Below are 23,002 nucleotides of genomic sequence, written 5' to 3'. Positions count from 1 at the left end.
GTCACTTGAGGGAGATGGTGGTGTTGACGCCGTGGCCCAGCGTTTCGTCGTCGAACCAGCGCGCGGTCACGGTCTTGGTCTGGGTGTAGAACATCACCACCTGCTTGCCGTACGGGCCCAGGTCGCCGAGCTTGGAGGCACGCGACCCGGTGAACGAGAACAGCGGCACCGGCACCGGGATCGGCACGTTGATGCCGACCTGGCCCACGTCGATGTCTTCCTGGAAACGCCGCGCCGCCGCGCCGGACTGGGTGAACAAGGCGGTGCCATTGCCATTGGGGTTGGCATTGACCAGGGCGATGGCCTCGTCCAGCGTGGCCGCCTCCAGGATCACCAGCACCGGGCCGAAGATTTCCTCGTCGTAGATGCGCATGCCCGGCCGCACGCCGGAGAAGATCGTCGGGCCGACGAAGTTGCCCTGCTCGAAGCCCGGCACGCTGGGCGCGCGCCCATCCAGTTCCAGTGTGGCGCCCTGCTCGACGCCGGAGGCGATCAAGCCTTCCACACGCTCGCGCGCCGCGCAGGAGATCAGCGGCCCGACCTCGGTGCCCGGCGCATTGCCCGCGCCCAGGGTCAGGCCCTTGGCCTTGGCCACCAGCGCCGGAATCCATTGCCCCGCCTCGCCCACCAGCACCAGCGTGGACGCCGCCATGCAGCGCTGGCCGGCCGCACCGAAGGCGGCGCCGACCATCGCATTGAGCGTCTGTTCCTGATTGGCGTCCGGCAGCACCACGGCATGGTTTTTCGCACCCATCATGCATTGCACGCGCTTGCCTGCCAGCGAGGCGCGCCGATAGACGTGCGTGCCGACCCTGGTCGACCCGACAAACGACAGCGCCTTGATGTCCGGGTGGTCGCACAACGCATTGACCACGTCTTCGCCGCCGTGCACGACATTGAGCACGCCCTTGGGAATGCCCGCCTCCAGCGCCAATTCCACCAGCCGCATGGTCACCATCGGGTCCTGCTCGGATGGCTTGAGCACGAAGGTGTTGCCGGTGGCGATGGCCATCGGAAACATCCACAACGGAATCATCGCCGGGAAGTTGAATGGGGTGATGCCCGCGCACACGCCCAGCGGCTGCAGCAGGCTATAGGTGTCCACGCCGTTGGCGACGTTGTTGGCCAACTCGCCCAACTGCAGGTTGCCGATTGCCGCGGCGTGTTCCACCACTTCCAGCCCGCGGAACACATCGCCTTCGGCATCGGCCAGGGTCTTGCCCTGCTCGGCGCTGAGCAGCGCGGCCAGCTCGGGCATGTGTTCGCGGATCAGCTGCTGGTACTTGAGGAAGATGCGCGCACGCGTGCCGATCGGGGTCTTGCGCCAGCTCACGAAGGCCTGGCTGGCCGCCGCAACCGCCGCGGCCACTTCGCCGGTGGTGGCGAACGGCACCTGTGCCAGCACCGACTGATCGGCCGGGTTGACCACGTCCTGCCAGTGGGTGCTGGCGGAGGTGACGAACTGGCCGTCGATCAACAGGGAAACGCGCGGGACGGGATCACTCATTGCAGGGTCGCTCGCAGAAGGTCGCTACGGATACTTCGCATTGTTCGCAGCGTGACCTGGCATTCCCAGCCCTAGACTGCTTAATCGCGCTAAGCTGCCGCCACTATTTTGCGAATCTTGCGAATGCCGCAGTCGTCCCTCCCGCTCCGCCACCAGCTCGGCCTGCGCCTGCAGCGGCTGCGCCAGCGCCACGGCCTGACCCAGGCGGAGCTGGCACGCCGGCTCGGGCTGTCGCCGAGCTACCTCAACCAGATCGAGCGCAACCAGCGCCCCCTGACCCTGGCAATCCAGCAGCGGCTCAAAGCCACCCTGGGCGATCTGGACGGCCTGCTCGACCTGGACGACCCGGCCGCGCTGGTCGAGCCGCTGGACGAATCGCTGCGCAGCCTGGGCCACAGCCTCTCGGCCGCCGAACTGCGCGTGCTCACCGGCAACCTGCCGCAGGTGGCCCAGGCCCTGCTGGACCTGCACCGCGCCCACCAGCACCTGCTCGAGCGCACCGCCGCACTGGAAATACAGATCGGCGCCGACCACGCCGCACTGCCCTCGCTGTCGCCGGGCGAGCAGGTGCGCGATTACTTCAACCGCGCGCACAACTATCTGCCGGAACTGGATGAGCGCGCCGAGGCGCTGTATGCCGAACTCGGCCTGACCTCGGACAACCTGCCGCTGCGGCTGCGCCAACGCCTGGCCGATCGCCACGGCCTGCTGGTGCAGGACGCGCCCGATCTGCACAGCGACAAGCGCAGTGTGGATACGCAGGCGCGCGTGCTGTGGCTGCCCGCGCATCTGCGCCCTGGCCAGCAGGCCTTCCAGATGGCCGCGCAACTGGCCTTGCTGGAATGCGCGCCCTTGCTCGACGCACGCATCGCCGATGCCGGCTTCGAAGATGCCGAGCGTATCGCGTTGTCACGGATCGGGCTGTCGAACTATTTCGCCGGCGCGCTGGTGATGCCGTATGGCCAATTCCTGCGCAGCGCCCAGCGCTCGCGCTACGACATCGAATGGCTGGCCGATCGCTTCGGCGTCGGCTTCGAGGCGGTCTGCCACCGGCTCAGCACCTTGCAGCGGCGCGGTGCGGCCGGGCTGCCGATCTTCTTCATGCGGGTCGATCGTGCCGGCAACGTGTCCAAGCGCCACTCGGCCACCGACTTCCACTTCTCGCATGTCGGCGGCGCCTGTCCGCTGTGGATCGTCTATGAGGCCTTCAACCAGCCCGACCGCATCCTGACCCAGATCGCGCGCATGCCCGATGGCCGGCGCTACTTCTGGCTGGCGCGCCAGGTCAGCAGCGGCGCGCCCGGCTACGGCCGCCCGCGCAAGACCTTCGCGTTGGCGATGGGCTGCGACCTGCGCCATGCCGATCAACTGGTGTATGCGCGCGGCTGGGATCTGGACGCGGTGGACGATGCGGTGCCGATCGGCCCCGGCTGCCTGACCTGCGAACGCAACGACTGCGTGCAGCGCGCCTTTCCGGCCTTGCCCCGGTTATCTGCCCACCCGCGCTAGTGCAGAACCCTGGTCCGTCGCGCCGACCAGGCAACCTTGGTCCGCGGTACAGGCCACGCACACCGCAACTGTGACCGGGCAGACGCTACCGCTGCACTGCAGCATTCCAACGCGAGATAGCTCCCGCAAAATGCTTCATTGGAATGGAATGACTTGCGCTTCTACCCTGAAGCGGACACATGCAGGACAGGGGGACGTCAAGGCGATCGACCATCGTCGCAGCGTCACGCAAACGATCAATCAGCTCCACACCGCAGCAACCGCCATGCCCGCGTTGGACACGCCAACGCGCAGCCGCGCCACAGCGCCGCACCAGCGGCCACTAGTCCATTCGGTAACTTTGTCCTGGGAGGGATCAAACGATGCCCGTTCACCACACCGGCCACCCGGCCAGCCGGCGCATGCGCCTGCGCCGCACCCCCGTGCGCGACGTTCTCTGCACCACCATCGCCTGTGTGCTGGCCACCGCGTTCAGTGCGCACGCACAGGACAGCGCGCCTGCCGCGCCGCCGGCCACTGATGCCACCACCACGGCTGCGCCGCCGGTCACGCTCGACAACATCACCGTGATCGGCCAGCGCGCCAGCCTGAACCAGGCGGTGCAGGCCAAGCAGATGTCCGATCACGTCATGGAAGTGATCTCCGCCGACAACATGGGCCAGATGCCCAATGTCACCGTCGCCGAAGCGCTGGTGCGCCTGCCCGGCGTCAACGGTACCCGCGACCGCGGCAACGAGAGCCTGGCCACCGTGCGCGGCCTTGGCCCGCGCATGACCATGGGCACCGTCAACGGGCGCGAAATCGCCTCCTCCGAGCCCAATCGCGCCGTGCGCTGGGAAGTGTTTCCCACCGAGATCGTCTCCACCGTCAAGGTCTACAAGACCCAGTCGGCGGACCTGGTCGCCGGCGGCCTTGCCGCGACGGTGGACATCTCCACCATCAGCCCGCTGGACTACACCGGCCCGGGCTTTGTCGGCACTGCCGGCCCGGTGTTCTACGACCACGCCAAGGACGTGGACGGCTATTCCCCGTGGGGCAGCCGCCTCGGTGCCAGCTGGGTGCACCAGATCAACGACAACCTGGCGGTTGCGCTCGGCGCCACCTACCAGAAACAGAAGAACTCCAACTCCTCGATCGGCAGCTGGGGCTATACCGATGCCACCACCTCGCGCGATGTGGACGGCGACGGCCGCGTGGACCCGACCCCGTGGGGCGCGGCCGACCAGCTCAAGCTCACCGAGCAGACCCGCACCGGTGCGATGGGCACCGTGCAATGGCGCTCGGGCAACTTCGAGTTGAAGTTCGACGGCCTGTATTCGCGTATCGAGATCGACGAGGACCAGTTGCAGAACTGGTTCAACGGCCTGGCCTACAGCACCTTCTCGACCGGCGCCAATCCGTACACCACGCCGGGCTCGTCCTACACCATCGTCGATGGCGACGTGGTGGCGGGCACGCTGGCCAACTCGAACCTGCAGGTCGACCATGTGGTCAGCCACTACAACGAGGTCAAGACGCTCACCGCCGGCGGCCTCAACGCCAAGTGGAGCGGCGACGTGTGGACGCTGGGCAGCGACCTGTCGTTCTCGCAGGCCAAGCGCGACAACACCTGGCAGGCGGTGCGCTTCGGCAGCAACCCGGACACCGTCTCGTTCGATTTCCGCCGCAGCGTCACCCCCACCATCAGCACCAGCTCGGACACGCCCGAGTGGGGCATCGCCGGCCAGACCGAGCCGCAGGGGCTACGCGACAAGATCGCCGCGCTGGCGCTCAACGCCAGCCGCCCGGTCGATGCCGCGGCGTTCACCTCACTGGAATTCGGCGCACGCGCCGCGCGCCGCGAGAAGCAGAACCGCCGCTTCATCAGCAACCAGTCCGGTTACGACCAACCGATCTCGGCGTACCAGGGCCTGATCTATCCGGTCACCATGCCGGACTTGAACGTGCCCACGCTGACCGGCGGCAACATGGATGCCATCGCCCAGATCGGCTTCGGCGGATTCGACCCGGCCACGCTCGACGAGCAGTTGCTCGACCACTGGAACGTCAAGGAAGACGTGCGCGAAGCCTTCGCCAAGGCGGTGTTCAGCTCGCAGCTGTTCGGCACCGATGTCACCGGCAACATCGGCGTGCGCCTGGTCAACACCAAGACCACCAGTGACGGCTTCGATTCGGTCGGCACCACCGTGCAGGCCAGCAGCGACAGCAAGGAATACACCGACGTGTTGCCCAGTGCAACCGTCAACTTTCTGATCGACGATCAACGCATCCTGCGCTTTGCGGTGGCCAAGGTCATCGCACGTCCGCCGCTGGACGAGTTGCGCACCGGCCGGCGCCTGGACGACCCCAACGTCACCGTCGGCCAGCTCACCGGCAGCGGCGGCAACCCGCAACTGGATCCGTTCAAGGCCACCCAGGTCGACCTGTCCTACGAGTGGTACTTCCACAAGGAAGCGCTGGCGGCGATTGCGGTGTATCGCAAGGAAGTGGATTCCAGCATCGGCTACCGCACCGACCGCGAAGTGATCAACGGCCTGGATTACCTGGTCAGTGCGCCGTTCAATGGCGGCGGCGGGCATATCAACGGTGTGGAACTCACCTTCCAGACGCCGTTCTACTTCATCCCGCACATGGAAAACTTCGGCGTCTACTCCAACTTCTCGCTGGTCGATTCCAACCTCAAGGAATTCTCGCCGGAAGACAACCCGCTGCCGCTGAGCGGGCTGGCACGCAAGACCGGCACCTTCGACCTGTGGTACAGCAATGGCAGCTTCGAAGCGCGCGTGGGTTACAAGTACCACAGCCCCTACACCGTGGTGTACGGCTGGAATGCGGCGCGGCTGGCACGGTTGCAGAGCGAAGGCACGGTGGATCTGAGCCTGAACTGGCAGTACAGCAAGCAGCTCGGTTTCCGCTTCCAGGCCGGCAACCTCACCAACGAACCGCTGCGCGCCTACACCGACAACAAGCCCAACCGTCTGGCCAACCAGGACGACGGCGGCTATCAGGTGTTCGGCCGTCGCTACGCGCTGGAAGCGACCTACAAGTTCTAAAGCACCGCTGACACCGCTGTTGCACGCCTGCTCCACCACTGCGCGCGGTGTGCGCAATCGCCTACGTCGTTGACGTTGTGATTGCGCGCACCGCCCGCACGACGGCACCGCCGCATGCGGCAGGCTGTCACCCGCTCCGCGTTTCATCTGTCGAGGAATTGCATGCGCTCCACACGCCGCCTCTGGACGCCCGCGCTGCTCGCGCTGGCCATCTCCACCTTCGCACACGCCGCCCCGGCCCCCGCCACGCTGTATCTGGGCGCGGACCTGTCCTACGTCAACGAGATGGAGGAATGCGGTGTGCAGTACCGCGAGAACGGCGTGGTCAAGGACCCGTTCGAACTGTTCCATGCGCACGGCGCCAATCTGGTGCGCGTGCGGTTGTGGAACGATGCCCGCTGGACCCGCTACAGCGACCTGTCGGACGTCAAGAAGACCATCGCACGCGCACGCGCGCAAGGCATGCAGGTGCTGCTGGACCTGCACTATTCCGACGACTGGGCCGACGGCGAAAAACAGCTGATTCCCAAGGCCTGGGCCAGCATCACCGATACCGATGAACTGGCACGCACGCTGTACGGCTTCACCTATGACACGCTCAGCGCGCTCGACCGTGCCGGCCTGATGCCGGAGCTGGTGCAAGTGGGCAACGAAAGCAATTCCGATCTGATGGACAGCAAGCCGTGGGACAAAAAGCGCCCCATCGACTGGCAGCGCAACGCCAAGCTGTTCAACGCCGGCATCAAGGCGGTACGCGACATCGGCGCACGCTCGGCGATCAAGCCGCGGGTGATGCTGCATATCGCCCAGCCGGAGAATGTGGAACCGTGGTTTGCCGCCGCGACCAAGGCCGGCGTCACCGACTACGATCTGATCGGCATCAGCTACTACCGCAAGTGGTCGACCCAGTCGATGGCCGAGCTGGGCAAGACCATCAAGCGCCTGCGCGGCCGCTTTGATGCCGACGTGGTGGTGGTGGAAACCGCCTATCCGTGGACGCTGGACTCCGGCGACACCTCGCACAATCTGCTCGGCCAAGACTCGCTGATTCCCGGCTACCCGGCCACGCCGCAGGGCCAGTTCCGCTACATGGTCGACCTCACCCAGCTGGTGATCGACACCGGCGGCGCCGGCGTCGTGTACTGGGAGCCGGCATGGACCAGCAGCAGCTGCAAGACACGCTGGGGCACCGGCTCGTCGTGGGAAAACGCCAGCTTCTTCGACTTCAAGCATGGCAATGAACTGCTGCCGGCGATCGATTTCATGCGCCATCCGTATACCGGCGTGCCTGCAACGACAAGCAAGCCTGCTGCGGGCACACAAGGCAACGCTGCGGATACCGACAAGAGGACCCAGCCATGACCGGCATCAATCGCCGCGAACTGCTGCGCGGCATGCTCGCCAGCGGCGTGAGCGCCGCACTCCCGGTCGGTACGGCCGGTGCGTTGCTGCCCAGCATTGCCGCTGCAGCACCAGCTGCAGGTAATACTGCCACGCCGCTTGTCGCGCTCGGCGATGCAGCCCTGGCACCGCGCGAACGGCTGCTGTTCGACTTCGGCTGGCGCTTCCATCTGGGCCATGCCAGCGACCCAGCGCGCGACTTCGAGTTCGGCACCTTCCAGCGCAGCTTCGCCAAGGCGGGCAAGGACACCGCCACCGCCGCGCAACTCGGCTTCGACGACAGTGGCTGGGAACTGCTGGATCTGCCGCACGACTGGGCCGTCACCCTGCCCTTCCGGCAGGAACCGATCTCGGCCACCATCACCGAGGAAGATCCAGCCGCCGCGCACGGCTACAAGCCGCTGGGCACGAGCTTTCCGGAAACCAGCGTGGGCTGGTATCGGCGCGTGCTGCAGATTCCCGCAGACGATCTGGGCAAGCGCATCAGCCTGGTGTTCGACGGTGTGTTCCGCGACTGCATCGTGTTCTGCAATGGCCACATCGTCGGGCGCAACGCCAGCGGCTACTGCGGCTTCGAGGTCGACCTCAGCGAGGTGCTCGACTACGGCAAGCCCAACCTGATTGCGGTGCGTGTGGATGCCACGCTGGGCGAAGGCTGGTTCTACGAAGGCGCCGGCATCTATCGCCATCTGTGGCTGCACAAGACCGACCCGCTGCATCTGCCGCAGGACGGCGTGTTCGTGCGCAGCACGCTGCAAGGCGCCACCGCCACCGCGCAGCTGTCCACCGAGGTGCGCAACGACGGCAGCACCCCGCGCCAGTGCACGGTGCAGGCGCGCGTGACCGCGCCGGATGGACGCGTCGTCGCACAGGCAGCCAGCGCCGCGGTCACTGTTGCACCCGGCCAGGTGCACCTCGTCGAACAGACCCTGCCACTCGGCGAAGCGGCGCTATGGTCGATCGACACCCCGCAGCTCTACCGCCTGACCACCAGCGTGCACAGCGATGGCAAGGCGGTGGATGCGCTGGTCACCCCGTTCGGCGTGCGCACGGCCGTCTTCGATGCACAACGCGGCTTCCTGTTGAACGGCACGCCGCTCAAGCTGCACGGCACCAACAATCACCAGGACCACGCCGGCGTCGGCACCGCCATCCCCGACAGCCTGCACGAATGGCGCCTGCGCCAGCTCAAGTCGATGGGCTGCAACGCGTACCGCAGCTCGCACAATCCGGCCACGCCCGAACTGCTCGCGCTGTGCGACCGGCTCGGCATGTTCGTGATCGAGGAAACCCGCCGCATGTCCACCGACCCCGAAGCCATGGGCGAGCTGGAGACGATGGTGCGGCGCGGGCGCAATCATCCCAGCGTGATCCTGTGGTCGCTCGGCAACGAAGAGCCGCAGCAGGTCACCGAGCGCGGCGCGCGCATCGTCAGCCGCATGCAGCAACGCGTGCGCCAGCTCGATCCCACCCGCCCCACCACCTTCGCCATGGACAAGGGCTTTGGCGATGGCGTCGGCCAGGTCGTGGATGTGGTCGGCTTCAACTACCGCACCAGCCAGATGGATGGCTTCCACGCGCAATATCCGCACATTCCGATCTACGGCAGCGAAACCGGCAGCACGGTGTCGGTGCGTGGCAACTACCGGCGCGACGATGCGCGCGGCTACACCCGCGCCTACGACACCGACCACCCATGGTGGGCCAGCACCGCCGAAGCCTGGTGGAGCTATGTCGCGCAGCGCCCGTATATCGCTGGCGGCTTCATCTGGACCGGCTTCGATTACCGCGGCGAACCCACGCCCTACAACCGCTGGCCGAATGTCGCCTCGCAGTTCGGCGTGCTCGACAGCTGCGGGTTTCCCAAGGACAACTACTGGTACTACCGCGCGCAATGGACCAGCGAACCGGTGCTGCATCTGTTCCCGCACTGGAACTGGGACGGCCTGTTGCAGCCCGATGACAAGGGCCGCGTCCAGGTCTGGTGCCACAGCAATCTCGAAGCGGTGGAACTGCTGGTCAACGGCGTCAGCCAGGGCCTGCAGCAGGTGCCGGCCTACGGCCATGTCGAATGGCGCGTGGCCTACGCACCGGGCGTGATCGAGGCACGCGGCTATCGCGGCGGCAACTTGGTGCTCAGCGAACGCCGCGAGACGGCCGGCAAGCCGGCAGCGATCCGCCTGAGCTGCGACCGCGACGCAGTGCGCGCGGATGCCGAAGACGTGGCGGTGGTCAAGGTGGAGATCGTCGATGCGCAGGGCCGCCTGGTGCCGACCGCCGACAACCTGGTGCAGTTCGCGCTGCGCGGCCCTGCGCGGTTGATCGGCGTGGGCAACGGCGACCCCGCCAGCCATGAGGACGACAAGGCGCCGCAACGCAAGGCCTTCAATGGACTGTGTGCGGCCCTGCTGCAGAGCACGCGCAGCGCCGGCAGCACCGTCTTGCAGGCCACCGCACCCGGCCTTGCCGCTGCCACCCTGCGCCTGGAGGCCGACAAGGCCAAACCGCGCGCATCGGTGGCCTGACGCAGGCCGTCGCAGCGGCTGCAGTGATCACCAACGACCAGGTTGGCACCACCTGAGCGCGCCGCAATGCCGGGAGCCATGACCGGCTCCCGGCACAGTCAGTCGCCTGCGCCTGCGTGCGCAAGCGACAGGCAGTGGCGACACCCGCCCGGCCCACCGCCGCTAGGTCACGCGACTGGACCGCTGGCGGGCGGGTTCAAGCATCCGTGCTCCCTGCATCCGGCGCACGCGGAAAGTAGCGGCTGAGCTTTTCTTCCCACGCCTGGAACTGCTCAAGCGTGTAGGCATCCATCGGCCGTGGATCGGCGGCGACCGCCTTTTTCTGCGCCACATACGCGATGCGCTGGGACGACAGCTCGTCCCACGCCTTGCGCAGCATCACCGGATCGGGATGCGAGACCATCATCGCTTCCAGCAGCGTGGCCTGCGCCACGCGTGCGGCCAGCAGGTCGCTGAGCGCCTCGGTCACGGCCTGCATCCACTCTTGCTGTTTCTGTTCCATACCCAACCGACTCGCTTGCCTCGTGCGCCGCGCACCATAGCGCGCCATCCGGAACGGCCGTGTGCAAGCACGGTTCGAGATTCAGGTCACCACGTGATGCGAACACATGATTGCTCTCTCCATCGCTTCGTCTGAGCCATCTCAGGCCCGCGACACTGCATCACCGCAACGATGTGCTCCCGCGCGGCGCGTGGCGGCGCGGGAGCGCAAGCCTCATCGCAAGCGCGAGAACGCACCGATACCCGCGATCGCCAACCGGTCGGCGGGCACCGCCGTCTCCGCGAACGACAGCCGCAGGTAGCGGATCTGGCGGACCTCGGGGAAATTCAGGCGCTGGGTCGAGAGCGCATAGGCGATATTGGACAGCTCGCCGGCGCCAGCCGGCTGCCAGTGCTGCCCATCTTCGCTGGTTTCAGCGCGATAGCCTTTAGGTGGCGCCGCACCGTTCATCACCGTGCGCGAGGGTGTGAGGCTGAAACCGGCAACCTGACGCAGCGCACCAAGGTCGATGGTCGCTTGTACGGGATGGCCCGGCGTGGGAGCGGGCGTGATCCAGATCGTGCTGGCATCGTCGTCGAGCAACGCGTCCGCCCCTGGCGCGCTGGCCTCGACGATTCGCCAGCCGGCGGTGGACAGCACGTCTGGCGCGTTCGTGGTCGGCCGCGCGACCGGCACGGGCGCAACGGCGCGGAACAGCGCGAATTCGCTGATCGCCGGGCACACCGGCGCCTCCAGCACGACCAGGCGCACTCGGCGTGCGGCGACCGGGCGCTCCAGCCGCACGATGCGCTGTGCACCGATGCACTGCGCTTCGGCCAGCCGCCGCCACTGCCCATCGACCTCGGCTTCGACCGCGAAGCGGGTGACGCGCACACCCAGCGGCAGATACTCGCGCAGCCGGATCAGATCGAAGCTGTGCACCGCCGACAACTCCAGCGTCAGCGTCGGCGTGGTGACCTCGTTCGGCGTGGACCAGTAGCTGTCCGGCTGGCGGTCGAGGACGCGCGCCGGCTCGAACCCGGGGCCGCGCGATGCGCTGGCACTGGCCTTGGCACCCTTGGCCAGATCGATGGCGAAGCTGGCGCGGATCGCGTCGCCGAAACTCTGCAGCACCGCCACATCGTGGTCGGGGATGCGGCCGCGTCGGTCGGGCGGAAGATTGAGGTTCATGTTGGTGCCGCGCGCGACCGAGGTGTCGAAATAGCGCACCAGATTCTCCGGGCTGCGCACCTTGCCGTCTTCATCGGCATGGTAGAACCAGCCAGGGCGGATGGAGGTATTGGTTTCGGCCGGCCACCACAGCGCCCCGCCGCGCACACCGGAATTGCCGTTTTCCTGGGTATACGGGGCATTGGGCATGGTTGGCCAGCTCGGATCACCAGCGATACCGTCCTCGTTGCCGCCCCAGCGGATATCGGCGCCGAGCGGGTCGAAGGTGCAGGCCATCGGCTGGTGCCGATGCACCAGCTCGATCATCCGTGGCCAGTTGTAGTAAGCGGGCGCATCGATCTTGCGCGATTCGCGCGCTCCACCGTAGTAGCCGTCGCCGCCATTGGCGCCGTCGAACCAGAACTCGAACAGGTCGCCATAGCCTGTGCAGAGTTCGACGATCTGCTTGCGGAAATAGTCGAGATAGCCGGGACGCCCATACTCGGCATGATTGCGATCCCAGGGGGACAGGTAGATGCCGAACGCCAGGCCAGCGCGTCGACACGCCGCTGCCATTTCGCCGACGATGTCACCGTTGCCGTTCTTGTAGGGCGAGTTCCGGATGCAATGCTCGGTCAGGCGCGTCGGCCAAAGACAAAACCCATCGTGATGCTTGGCCGTGAAAATGAGCCCTTTCAGATTGCCGGCCTTGGCAGCAGCAACAATTTGATCGGCTGAAAAATCGCTGGGATCGAATCTGCGCGGATCCTCGTCGCCGTAGCCCCATTCCTTGTCGGTGAAGGTGTTCATCGCAAAATGCACGAAGGCGTATTGCTCCCACCGATGCCAGCGCAGCTGTCGCGCGCTGGGCACCGCACCCCACGGCGCGGGGCTGCTGGCGCGTGATGTTTGCGCGATGCGAGCTGCCGAGGCACTGAAGCTGGCGGCGGCCACCACACCCGTGGCAAGAAAGGTACGACGATCGATCATTAGCGCCTCCGACTTTGCACAAGTTTCGATCTTAGCTTTTCCCAAGGCGAAAGAGTCCCAAAGCAACAGGCGGTTTGTGCAATGCGCCGCGCGCACGCGGGCCTTTGCGCGGCGAGCGCCGAACAGCGTGCCAAGCAAGCCGGGCATGCGTCGTTTAACGGCTGATGGCCGCGCCGCACGCTACGTTGTGGGTGCTCGCATGACTGCATCTTGCGTACGCGAAGCGCGTTCCGCGAACAGAACGGACAATTGCTGACCGACGACAACCAACAAGGACCGCACGACAGCGTCGGCGTGCCAACACCTGCCAAGTTTTGGCATCAACATTGACCGTCGAGGTCTCATCTTGGCTGGTACTGACTTGCGGCAAGTCCACAGGTCATGACGTAGCGGCACGTGCCTGGGCTGACCGAGCCACACGCTCAGGGATCAGGCCGCCCAGCCGGCAGCGGTGCGCACTAGCGCCGCTGTCGCCGATTCATCTGCGACAGCGGCGGTATGCGTTGAGCGATCCGGCAGTGGACGTTTGAAAGGCCCCGGCCCAATGGCAAATCGCCCACCGGGACCCAGGGCCGGCACCCTCTCGACCGCCAGCGCAAGGATTTGTCGGTGGGTGGGCTTAAACTTGCGTCCGCGCCGACGTGAGGCGGCTTCTGGTTCCGTCGCAACATCCTGTGCCATTCCAACGCTTCGTCCGTTTCGTCGCAACATCGATTGATCTCGTTTGGAGGGTCGTCGCAACAGCCTCGCAACAAATCACCGTTACTCGCCGCTGGCGACCCTGATTGACCGCCACATCCCGGAAGAACATTTCTTGCAAAGCACTGATACAAAAGAAAAAACCAAGAACACCAACGGGGCTGTAGAGCACACCCCGCTGATGAAGCAATTCTTCGCTGCCAAGTCGGACTACCCCGACCTGCTGCTGTTCTTCCGCATGGGCGATTTCTACGAGCTGTTCTACGACGATGCGCGCAAGGCTGCGCGGCTGCTCGACATCACCCTGACCCAGCGCGGCAGCTCCGGCGGTGCGCCGATCCCGATGGCCGGCGTGCCGGTGCATGCCTACGAGGGCTATCTGGCGCGGCTGGTGGCGTTGGGCGAGTCGGTGGCGATCTGCGAGCAGATCGGCGACCCGGCGCTGGCCAAGGGCCTGGTCGAGCGCAAGGTGGTGCGCATCGTCACCCCCGGCACGGTCACCGACGAGGCGCTGCTGGACGAGCGTCGCGACACCTTGCTGATGGCGATCTCGCGCAGCAAGCAAGGCTACGGCCTGGGCTGGGCCGATCTGGCCGGCGGGCGTTTTCTGGTCAACGAAGTGGACAGCGTGGACGCGCTGGAAGCGGAGATCGCACGCCTGGAACCGGCCGAACTGCTGGTGCCCGACGAAGACAACTGGCCGGAGTTCCTGCGTGGCCGCGTCGGCGTGCGGCGGCGGCCACCGTGGTTGTTCGACGCCGACAGCGGCCGGCGCCAGTTGCTGGCGTTCTTCAAGTTGCACGACCTGTCCGGCTTCGGCATCGACGACAAGCCCTGCGCTACCGCCGCCGCTGGCGCGCTGCTGGGCTATGTCGAAGAGACCCAGAAACAGCGGCTGCCGCATCTGACCTCCATCGCGATGGAAGTGGCCAGCGAAGCGATCTCGATGAACGCGGCCACGCGCCGGCATCTGGAGCTGGACACGCGCGTCGATGGCGACACCCGCAACACCTTGCTCGGGGTGCTGGACAGCACGGTCACGCCGATGGGCGGGCGCCTGCTGCGGCGTTGGCTGCACCGCCCGCTGCGCCTGCGCGAGGTGCTGGTGCAGCGCCACCACGCGGTCGGCACCCTGATCGACAGCGGCGCCGATGCCGACGTGCGCGAGGCCTTCCGCGCGCTGGGCGATCTGGAACGCATCCTCACCCGCGTGGCGCTGCGCTCGGCGCGCCCGCGCGATTTTTCCACCTTGCGCGATGGCCTGGCGCTGTTGCCGAAGGTGCGTACGATCCTCGCACCACTGGATTCGCCGCGCCTGCAGACGCTGCATGCCGAACTCGGCGAGCACGATGCCACCGCGCACCTGTTGATCAGCGCGGTGGCGGAACAACCGCCGCTCAAGCTCAGCGACGGTGGCGTGATCGCCACCGGCTACGACGCCGATCTGGATGAGTTGCGCCGCCTGTCCACCAATGCCGATCAATTCCTGATCGACCTGGAACAGCGCGAACGCGCCAGCAGCGGCATCGCCACGCTCAAGGTCGGCTACAACCGCGTGCATGGCTATTACATCGAGATCAGCAAGGGCCAGGCCGAGAAGGCCCCGCTGCACTACAGCCGCCGGCAGACGCTGACCAACGCCGAGCGCTACATCACCGAAGAACTCAAGAGCTTCGAGGACAAGGTGCTGTCGGCGCGCGAGCGCTCGTTGTCGCGCGAAAAACTGCTGTATGAAGGCCTGCTCGATGCACTCGGCAGCGAGCTGGAAGGTCTCAAGCGTTGCGCGAGTGCATTGAGCGAACTGGATGTGCTGGCCGCCTTCGCCGAGCGCGCGCAGGCGCTGGACTGGGCGCAGCCGGAACTGGAGAGTGCTCCCTGCCTGCGTATCGAACGCGGCCGCCATCCGGTGGTGGAAGCGGTGCGCGACCAGCCGTTCGAACCCAACGATCTGGAGCTGCATGCCGACCGCCGCATGCTGGTCATCACTGGCCCGAACATGGGCGGTAAATCGACCTACATGCGCCAGAACGCCCTGATCGTGCTGCTTGCGCACATCGGCAGCTATGTGCCGGCCAGCCGCGCGGTGATCGGGCCGATCGACCGCATCCTCACCCGCATCGGCGCGGGCGACGATCTGGCGCGCGGGCAGTCCACCTTCATGGTGGAAATGGCCGAAACCAGCTACATCCTGCATCACGCCACGCCGCAATCGCTGGTGCTGATGGACGAGATCGGCCGCGGCACCTCCACCTACGATGGCCTGGCGCTGGCCGATGCCGTCGCACGCCATCTGGCGCATACCAACCGCTGTTACACGCTGTTTGCCACGCATTACTTCGAGCTCACCGCACTGGCCGACGAATCGCATGCTGGCGGTGCCAGCGGCATCGCCAACGTGCATCTGGACGCGGTCGAACACGGCGAGCGCCTGGTGTTCATGCATGCGGTCAAGGACGGCCCGGCCAATCGCAGCTTCGGCCTGCAGGTGGCCGCGCTCGCCGGCTTGCCCAAGACCGCCGTGACCCAGGCGCGTCATCGCCTGGCCGAACTGGAACAACGCGGCGGCGAAAGCCATGTCGCACAGATGGCGCCGGCCGCATTGGACGCCCCGCAACAGTTCGGCCTGTTCACCGCGCCCTCGTCCGCTGCGCAGGAAGCGCTGCAGGCGCTGGACCCGGACGAACTCACGCCCAAGCAGGCGCTGGAAGCCTTGTATCGGTTGAAGGCGTTGCTTTGAGGGCGGGGATTGGGGAGTCGGGATTTGGGATTCGTAATAGCGCAGCTTGCTGCGCTTACGGATCTGTTACGGCGACAAGGTTGGCTGGTCGTTTGAATGCTGGTTTTTAGGTTCGTCACGGTGTAGCTGCATGACTGATGCTTGCGGGGCCTGATAATCCATTGCTGTTGCAGGTTTGCGTGGTTGCTTGAATGCTGCGCTGCGATAACGCTGCATCGCGCGGTGACGTGCAGCGCGCGGATTGCTCTGCTGCCGCGACGGGCGCACGCTGCGGCAACGTTTTGTCCAACCGGAGACACCCATGACCACGTCCGCCTCGTTGACCGATCAACTCGCCGCGCAGTTGCAAGGCCCGCAGTTGCAGCAGCTCGCCAGCCGGCTCGGCATTGCGCCCGAGCAGGCGCAATCGGCGGTGCAGACCGCGCTGCCGCTGTTGATGGGCGCCCTGGGCCGTAACAGCCAGCAGGCCGGCGGCACCGATGCGTTGCTGGGTGCCTTGCAGCGCGATCATGCCGGCAGCCCGGACATCGGCAGCCTGCTCGGTACGTTGCTGGGCGGCTCGGCCAGCGGTGCGCAAGGCAATGGCGCCGGCATCGTGGGGCATCTGTTCGGCGACAGGGCGCCGCAGGCTGCCGCTGGTCTGGGCCAGGCCACCGGCCTGGAAACCGGCAAGGCCAATCAACTGCTGCAGTTGTTGGCACCCATCGTGATGGCGTATCTGGCCAAGCGCTTCCTCGGCGGCAATGCCGATGCCAGCAGCCAGCTCGGCCCGGCCCTGGCGCAGGAACAGCAGCGCGCCAGCAGCGACACCGGGATCAACGGCTTGCTGGGCAGCGTGCTGGATCAGGACGGCGACGGGAAGCTTGGACTGGGCGATGTCATGAAGCTCGGCGGCAGCCTGTTCGGCAAGCGCTGAGATCGCAGCAACAGGTCGTTTCGGCACCGGCGTGCCATCCATAGCGTCTCGCTATCGATATGGTTGAATAATTCGAATTCCCCAACCGATCGATGCTGCTTATCGTGTGCGCACGCCACCACGATGAGTCCGCCTGATGCGTCTGTCTGCCAGTCACAGTCTGCATATCGACCTATACCGGCGCCTGCAGGCAGGCGCTAGCATCGGCACACCCGGCGACCATTCTCGATAACCCCACGGCCGCATCTGCGCCTTCGATCGATGACCACCGCTGACGCATTGCCCACCTTTTTGATTCCACCAGCACGTGTCCGCAGTTTCGGCACACAGCTCCCCAAGTGCTCACGCACACAGGTATTGCCATGACAACCGAAGCAAAGTGCCCTTTCAACCACGCCGTCGTCGGTACCGGAACCACCAACCGCGATTGGTGGCCCAAGCAGTTGCGCGTGGACCTGCTCAGCCAGCATTCGAGCAAGTCCAACCCGCTGGGCCAGACCTTCAATTACGCCGAGGCGTTCAAGCGCATCGATCTGGCCGCGCTCAAGCAGGAACTGCGTGCGCTGATGACCGACTCGCAGGACTGGTGGCCGGCCGACTTCGGCCATTACGGGCCGCTGTTCGTGCGCATGGCCTGGCATAGCGCCGGCACCTACCGCATCGGCGATGGGCGTGGCGGCGGCGGTCGCGGCCAGCAGCGCTTCGCACCGCTCAATAGCTGGCCGGACAATGTCAGCCTGGACAAGGCGCGCCGCCTGCTGTGGCCGATCAAGCAGAAGTACGGCCAGGCGATCTCCTGGGCCGACCTGATGATCCTCACCGGCAACGTCGCGCTGGAAAGCATGGGCTTCAAGACCTTCGGCTTTGCCGGTGGCCGCGAAGACACCTGGGAACCGGATCAGGACCTGTACTGGGGCCGCGAAACCAAGTGGCTGGGTGGCGACGAGCGCTACTCGCGCGGTTCGCCCGGCGTGGACGAAGCGCACGGCGTGCTGGTGAAGGACGACGACAGCGAAGTGCCGCACACCCGCGATCTGGAGAACCCGCTGGCCGCCGTGCAGATGGGCCTGATCTACGTCAATCCGGAAGGCCCGGACGGCAAGCCCGACCCGGTCGCCGCCGCGCGCGACATCCGCGACACCTTCGCACGCATGGCGATGAACGACGAAGAGACCGTGGCGCTGATCGCCGGCGGCCACACCTTCGGCAAGACCCACGGCGCCGGCCCGGCCGACAACGTCGGTGCCGAGCCGGAAGCCGGCGAGTTGGAGAGCCAGGGCCTGGGTTGGCACAACCGCTACGGCAGCGGCAAGGGTGCCGACACCATCACCAGCGGCCTGGAAGTCACCTGGACCACCACCCCGGCGCAGTGGAGCAACGACTTCTTCGACCATCTGTTCAAGTTCGAGTGGGAACTGAGCAAGAGCCCGGCCGGCGCCCACCAGTGGGTGGCCAAGAATGCCGACGCCATCATTCCCGACGCGCACGATGCAGCGAAGAAGCATCGGCCGACCATGCTGACCACCGATCTGGCGCTGCGTTTCGACCCGGCCTATGAGGCCATCTCGCGTCGCTTCCACCAACACCCCGACCAGTTCGCCGACGCGTTCGCCCGGGCCTGGTTCAAGCTCACCCACCGTGACATGGGCCCGCGCTCGCGTTACCTGGGGACCGAGGTGCCGAGCGAAGAACTGCTGTGGCAGGACCCGGTGCCGGCCGTCGACCACCCGCTGGTCGATGCGCAGGACGCCGCCGCCCTCAAGCAGACCATCCTCGATTCAGGCCTGAGCGTGGCGCAGTTGGTGTCCACCGCGTGGGCATCGGCATCGACCTTCCGCGGCTCGGACAAGCGTGGCGGCGCCAACGGCGCACGCATCCGTCTGGCACCGCAGAAGGATTGGCAGGCCAACCAGCCCGCGCAGCTTGCACAGGTGCTGGGCACGCTGGAGCGCATCCGGGCCGACTTCAACGGCGCGCAGGCGGGCGGCAAGCAGATCTCGCTGGCCGACCTGATCGTGCTGGCCGGTAATGCCGCGGTCGAACATGCCGCACAGGCCGCTGGTCACAGCGTCACCGTGCCGTTCGCACCCGGCCGCACCGATGCCTCGCAGGAGCAGACCGATGTCGAATCGTTCGCGGTGCTGGAACCGGTGGCCGATGGCTTCCGCAACTACGCCAAGCAGCGCTATGCGGTGCCCGCTGAGGCGCTGTTGATCGACAAGGCACAGCTGCTGACGCTGACCGCGCCCGAGTTGACCGTGCTGGTCGGCGGCCTGCGCGTGCTCGGCGCCAATGTCGGCGACTCCAGCCATGGCGTGTTCACCACCCGCCCCGGCGTGCTGAGCAACGACTTCTTCGCCAACCTGCTCGACATGCGCACCGAGTGGAAAGCCACCTCCGAATCGAAGGAGGTCTACGAAGGCCGCGACCGCAGCACCGGTGAAGCCAAATGGACCGGCACGCGCGTGGATCTGGTGTTCGGCTCCAACTCGATCCTGCGTGCGGTGGCCGAGGTCTATGCCAGTGCCGACGCACAGGAGAAGTTCGTCCAGGACTTCGTCGCCGCCTGGACCAAGGTGATGCAGCTGGATCGTTTCGATCTGGCGTGAGTGGCAAGGCGCACGCCATCGTGCGTGCGCTTCCAACTCTCTGTTGAACTGCACGCAAGAGACCGACTCGGCACGGAAGACGTCAGTGGAGCGGCGGGTCTGCGGTTTGGCTGCAAGGCCCTTGCCCGCCCACCATCGCGGGACACGCCGCAAGTACGTCCTTGTAGGCTCTTACGCGGCATCCATGCCGCGTAAGGTCCCGCGACGGTGAGCGGGCAAGGACCCGTCGAGATGGTCGGTGTGCATGGTTGAGAGCAGAGCATCACGAACGGCGCTTCCCCCGCGATGGAGAAGCGCCGTTTTTATTGATTGAACAACATGACGGTTGCCAAGGCGTTTCTTGTTTCCGTCAGTCGATTCGCAGCGAATAGCCCGCGCAGTGCTACAACGCGTCGATATCGCCCAGCGCGTTGATCAGCCGGCGTGCGCGCTTGTCCGGCTTGCCCTCGGGTGCGCGATAGCCGGTACGTTCGGCGGCGCGCTGCAGCCGCCATTGCGCCCGCGCTTCGCGTGAGGCATCGCTTTCCACGTACAGCGTCTGTGCGACCGGTGCCGGGCCGCGCACATCGCTCAGCGCGGCGACGGTGATTTCGAAGATCTCGCCGCCACGGTCGATGCGCAGCTGCTCGCCGCTGCGCAGCGTGCGCGAGGGCTTGGGCCGCTGGCCGGCGACGTCCACCTTGCCGTTGTCCACCGCCGTCTTGGCCAGGCTGCGCGTCTTGAAGAAGCGCGCCGCCCACAGCCAGACATCCAGCCTGACCGTCGTCGCTTGTTCCACCAGTTGAGTCATCGCGTTGTGCTTGCCGTCGGATCCAATGGGCTGCGGGCCGCTGCCGTGATCGCCACTGTATCGGCGCGTCGCAACGGGCTGCGTTGAGCGGGAAATATCTGGGCGAGCCCGCTGTAACTCAAGCGTGGCTGCCGTCCAAGTACAGCCTTCCTTCCACACGCTGGCTGACTCATACAGACTGATCCGCACAGCGTGCGTCGTGTCATCGGCCTGGCGACAGCACGCCTCACACCTGCCAATGCTAGTGTTCGCAGCTTCCGCACCACGGCGCGCCTGCGATGCCCAAATCCGCTGTCCTGACCGAAGGCCCGATCGGCAAGAATCTGCTGCTGTTTGCGATGCCGATCCTTGCCGGGAACATCGCGCAATCGCTCAATGGCTCGATCAATGCGATCTGGGTGGGCCGCTACCTCGGCGAGGCAGCACTGACTGCGGCGGCCAACGCCAACAGCATCATGTTCTTCCTGATCGGCTCGGTGTTCGGCATCGGCATGGCTTCGACCATCCTGATCGGCCAGGCGATGGGCGCGCGCGACATCGCGCAGGCGCGCAAGGTCATGGGCACCAGTGCCAGTTTCTTTGGCGGGCTGTCGGCACTGATCGCGGTGCTGGGCTGGTTTCTGGCCCCGCATCTGTTGACCGCCATGGGCACGCCACCGGCGTCGCAGACACTGGCCGAGGAGTACCTGCGGGTGATCTTCCTGGCGATGCCGCTGATCTATGTGTTTGCGTTTCTGTCGGCGGCGCTGCGCGGTACCGGCGATGCCCGCACGCCATTCCGCTTCTTGCTGGTGTCGGTGGTGCTGGACATCGTGTTCAACCCGCTACTGATCTTCGGCCTGGGTCCGTTCCCGGCGCTGGGCATCGCCGGCGCGGCCTGGGCCACCTTGCTGGCGCAGGCGGTGGCACTGGGCGGTTTGCTGCTGTATCTGCGCAGCAAACGCCATGTGCTGTGGCTGGGCCGCGACGATCTGCACCTGTTCCGCATCGCGCCGACCATCCTGCGCGCGCTCATCGTCAAAGGCGTGCCGATGGGCCTGCAGATGGTGCTGATTTCGCTGGCCATGATCGCGATGATGACGCTGGTGAACGGCTTCGGCACCGACACCGCAGCCGCCTACGGCGCCGCGTTGCAGCTGTGGACCTATGTGCAGATGCCGGCGATGGCGCTGGGCGCGGCATGTTCGACGATGGCCGCGCAGAACGTGGGCGCGGGATTGTGGACACGCGTGGATGCGACCGCACGCACCGGCATCGCGGCCAATTTCCTGATGACCGGCGTACTGATCGGGCTGCTGATCGTGTTCGATCGCTGGACGCTGGCGCTGTTCCTGCCGTCCGACAGCCCGACACTGGAGGTCGCGCGGCATCTCAACCACATCGGAATCTGGTCGTTCCTGCTGTTCGGCGTGAGCTTTGTGGTTTCCGGCGTGGTGCGGGCCACCGGTGCGGTGATCCCGCCGCTGCTGATCCTGGCCTTCGGTCTGTGGGGTGTGCGCGTGCCGCTGGCAAACGCCTTGATTCCGCAGCTGGGAGCCGACGGCATCTGGTGGAGCCTTCCGATCAGTTCGCTGTGTTCGATGCTGCTGTCGCTGGCGTATTACCGCTGGGGCGGCTGGCGCAAGGCACGCATGCTGACCACGCCGGCAGATCCTGCCGAACTGGCCGCCGCCGCAGAAGTGCCGGCGCATCCGGCCTCGCCGGTCGCCGATACCGCGCCGATCGCGGACGCGCCGCAGCCCCGCCGGCACTGACATCGGCTAGCACCAGGCGGCACGCTGCCACACCGGCCGACATTACACGCGAAGGCAAGAGCCGGACGCTGCACTGAGTGATCGATACAGCGCGCAGGGATTTCTTGAGTGATCGGCCCAGCCGACCGACGCCATCGCTCGCCGAGCCGCGACGAAAAGACATCCCGCCCACTGCGCAGCAGCCGCGCGCTCACGTGTAAACCGATGAGCATCGCGTACGCACAACCGGCGAATCCCCAATCCCCAATCCCCAATCCCGATTCCCCAATCCCCACAACGCAAACGGCCGCCCGAAGGCGGCCGTCTGGCAACAGCAGGACCAGCCTGCCAGTGACTTACTCAGCCTTGGCAGCAGCCTGGCGAGCGGCCTTGGCCTGTGCAGCGGCGGCCAGATCTTCCTTGATGCGGGCAGCCTTGCCTTCCAGACCACGCAGGTAGTACAGCTTGCCGGCGCGCACCTTACCGCGACGCTTCACTTCGACCGAGTCGATGATGGCGCTGTGGGTCTGGAACACGCGCTCGACGCCGAAGCCGTGCGAGATCTTACGCACGGTGAACGCCGAGTTCAGGCCGGCGTTCTTGGTACCGATCACAACGCCCTCATAGGCCTGCACGCGCTCGCGGTTGCCTTCCTTCACCTTGACGTTCACCACGACGGTGTCGCCCTGGTTGAACTCGGGAAGCTTGCGCTGAATCTGGGCGGCTTCGAAGTCAGCCAGGATGGTCTTGTTGAGTTTGCTCATGATGGGCACCGCGTGTCTGGTGATATTGGACCGGCAGTCGCCGCACGGCGATTGCTCGAGGTTCGTAGGAGGGCCAGACGCAAGGCTGGCCAGCAAGCCGCATATTGTACCCCAATCG

General features: G+C 66.1%; 13 protein-coding genes. 8 read left to right on the top strand and 5 right to left on the bottom strand.

Annotation, left to right across the window (positions count from 1 at the left end; genetic code table 11):
• Position 1: 1 nt before the first annotated feature.
• A complete protein-coding gene (locus tag ABQ137_RS06860) occupies positions 2–1,507 on the bottom strand; it encodes a CoA-acylating methylmalonate-semialdehyde dehydrogenase (RefSeq protein WP_349781695.1) in 1,506 nt (501 codons plus the stop codon).
• A 123-nt stretch (positions 1,508–1,630) separates the two neighbouring features.
• Here ABQ137_RS06860 and ABQ137_RS06855 point away from each other — a divergent pair, with 123 nt between their 5' ends.
• The 4 genes from ABQ137_RS06855 to galA all read left to right on the top strand — a co-directional run bounded on the left by ABQ137_RS06855 (position 1,631) and on the right by galA (position 9,995).
• Positions 1,631–3,016, top strand: coding sequence for a short-chain fatty acyl-CoA regulator family protein (locus ABQ137_RS06855; RefSeq protein ID WP_102252527.1), 1,386 nt, complete (start codon positions 1,631–1,633; stop codon positions 3,014–3,016).
• Positions 3,017–3,378: 362 nt separating this feature from the next.
• A complete protein-coding gene (locus ABQ137_RS06850; RefSeq protein WP_349781693.1) occupies positions 3,379–6,069 on the top strand; it encodes a TonB-dependent receptor in 2,691 nt (896 codons plus the stop codon).
• A gap of 162 nt (positions 6,070–6,231) precedes the next feature.
• A complete protein-coding gene (locus ABQ137_RS06845; protein ID WP_349781691.1) occupies positions 6,232–7,431 on the top strand; it encodes a glycoside hydrolase family 53 protein in 1,200 nt (399 codons plus the stop codon).
• Complete coding sequence (gene galA / locus ABQ137_RS06840; RefSeq protein ID WP_349781689.1) at positions 7,428–9,995, top strand: beta-galactosidase GalA; 2,568 nt, start codon at positions 7,428–7,430, stop codon at positions 9,993–9,995. The genes ABQ137_RS06845 and galA overlap by 4 nt, the downstream gene beginning before the upstream one ends.
• Before the next feature lie 196 nt (positions 9,996–10,191).
• On the opposite strand, the gene ABQ137_RS06835 is transcribed toward galA, so the two are convergent.
• Both ABQ137_RS06835 and ABQ137_RS06830 read right to left on the bottom strand, forming a co-directional pair.
• Positions 10,192–10,545 (bottom strand): hypothetical protein, encoded by a 354-nt coding sequence (locus tag ABQ137_RS06835; RefSeq protein ID WP_104552909.1) that lies wholly within the window; start codon positions 10,543–10,545, stop codon positions 10,192–10,194.
• A gap of 165 nt (positions 10,546–10,710) precedes the next feature.
• On the bottom strand, positions 10,711–12,636 hold the full coding sequence (locus ABQ137_RS06830; RefSeq protein WP_349781687.1) for an alpha-L-fucosidase: 1,926 nt from the start codon (positions 12,634–12,636) through the stop codon (positions 10,711–10,713).
• A gap of 880 nt (positions 12,637–13,516) precedes the next feature.
• Here ABQ137_RS06830 and mutS point away from each other — a divergent pair.
• From mutS to katG, 3 genes are all read left to right on the top strand, one after another.
• Positions 13,517–16,072 (top strand): DNA mismatch repair protein MutS, encoded by a 2,556-nt coding sequence (gene mutS, locus ABQ137_RS06825; RefSeq protein WP_503021202.1) that lies wholly within the window; start codon positions 13,517–13,519, stop codon positions 16,070–16,072.
• Positions 16,073–16,373: 301 nt separating this feature from the next.
• Positions 16,374–16,988 (top strand): DUF937 domain-containing protein, encoded by a 615-nt coding sequence (locus ABQ137_RS06820; RefSeq protein ID WP_065031854.1) that lies wholly within the window; start codon positions 16,374–16,376, stop codon positions 16,986–16,988.
• Between the two features lie 362 nt (positions 16,989–17,350).
• On the top strand, positions 17,351–19,597 hold the full coding sequence (katG, locus tag ABQ137_RS06815; protein WP_102256849.1) for a catalase/peroxidase HPI: 2,247 nt from the start codon (positions 17,351–17,353) through the stop codon (positions 19,595–19,597).
• A gap of 382 nt (positions 19,598–19,979) precedes the next feature.
• Here the strand turns inward: katG and ABQ137_RS06810 are convergent, their stop codons facing one another.
• Entirely contained in the window at positions 19,980–20,387 is a 408-nt protein-coding gene (locus ABQ137_RS06810) for an RNA-binding S4 domain-containing protein (protein WP_016903197.1), read from the bottom strand.
• Positions 20,388–20,665: 278 nt separating this feature from the next.
• On the opposite strand from ABQ137_RS06810, the gene ABQ137_RS06805 reads away from it, so the two are divergent.
• Entirely contained in the window at positions 20,666–22,141 is a 1,476-nt protein-coding gene (locus tag ABQ137_RS06805; RefSeq protein WP_349781682.1) for an MATE family efflux transporter, read from the top strand.
• A gap of 335 nt (positions 22,142–22,476) precedes the next feature.
• Here ABQ137_RS06805 and rplS read toward each other — a convergent pair whose 3' ends face one another.
• A complete protein-coding gene (gene rplS, locus ABQ137_RS06800; protein WP_005989873.1) occupies positions 22,477–22,884 on the bottom strand; it encodes a 50S ribosomal protein L19 in 408 nt (135 codons plus the stop codon).
• Between the last annotated feature and the right edge of the window lie 118 nt (positions 22,885–23,002).

It is taken from the genome of Xanthomonas sp. WHRI 8393 (genome assembly GCF_040203315.1).
In the GTDB taxonomy this organism is placed as follows: Bacteria; Pseudomonadota; Gammaproteobacteria; order Xanthomonadales; family Xanthomonadaceae; genus Xanthomonas; species Xanthomonas arboricola.
The sequence above is the reverse complement of the archived record's forward strand: the minus strand, read 5'-3'. Positions and strand labels throughout refer to the sequence as shown.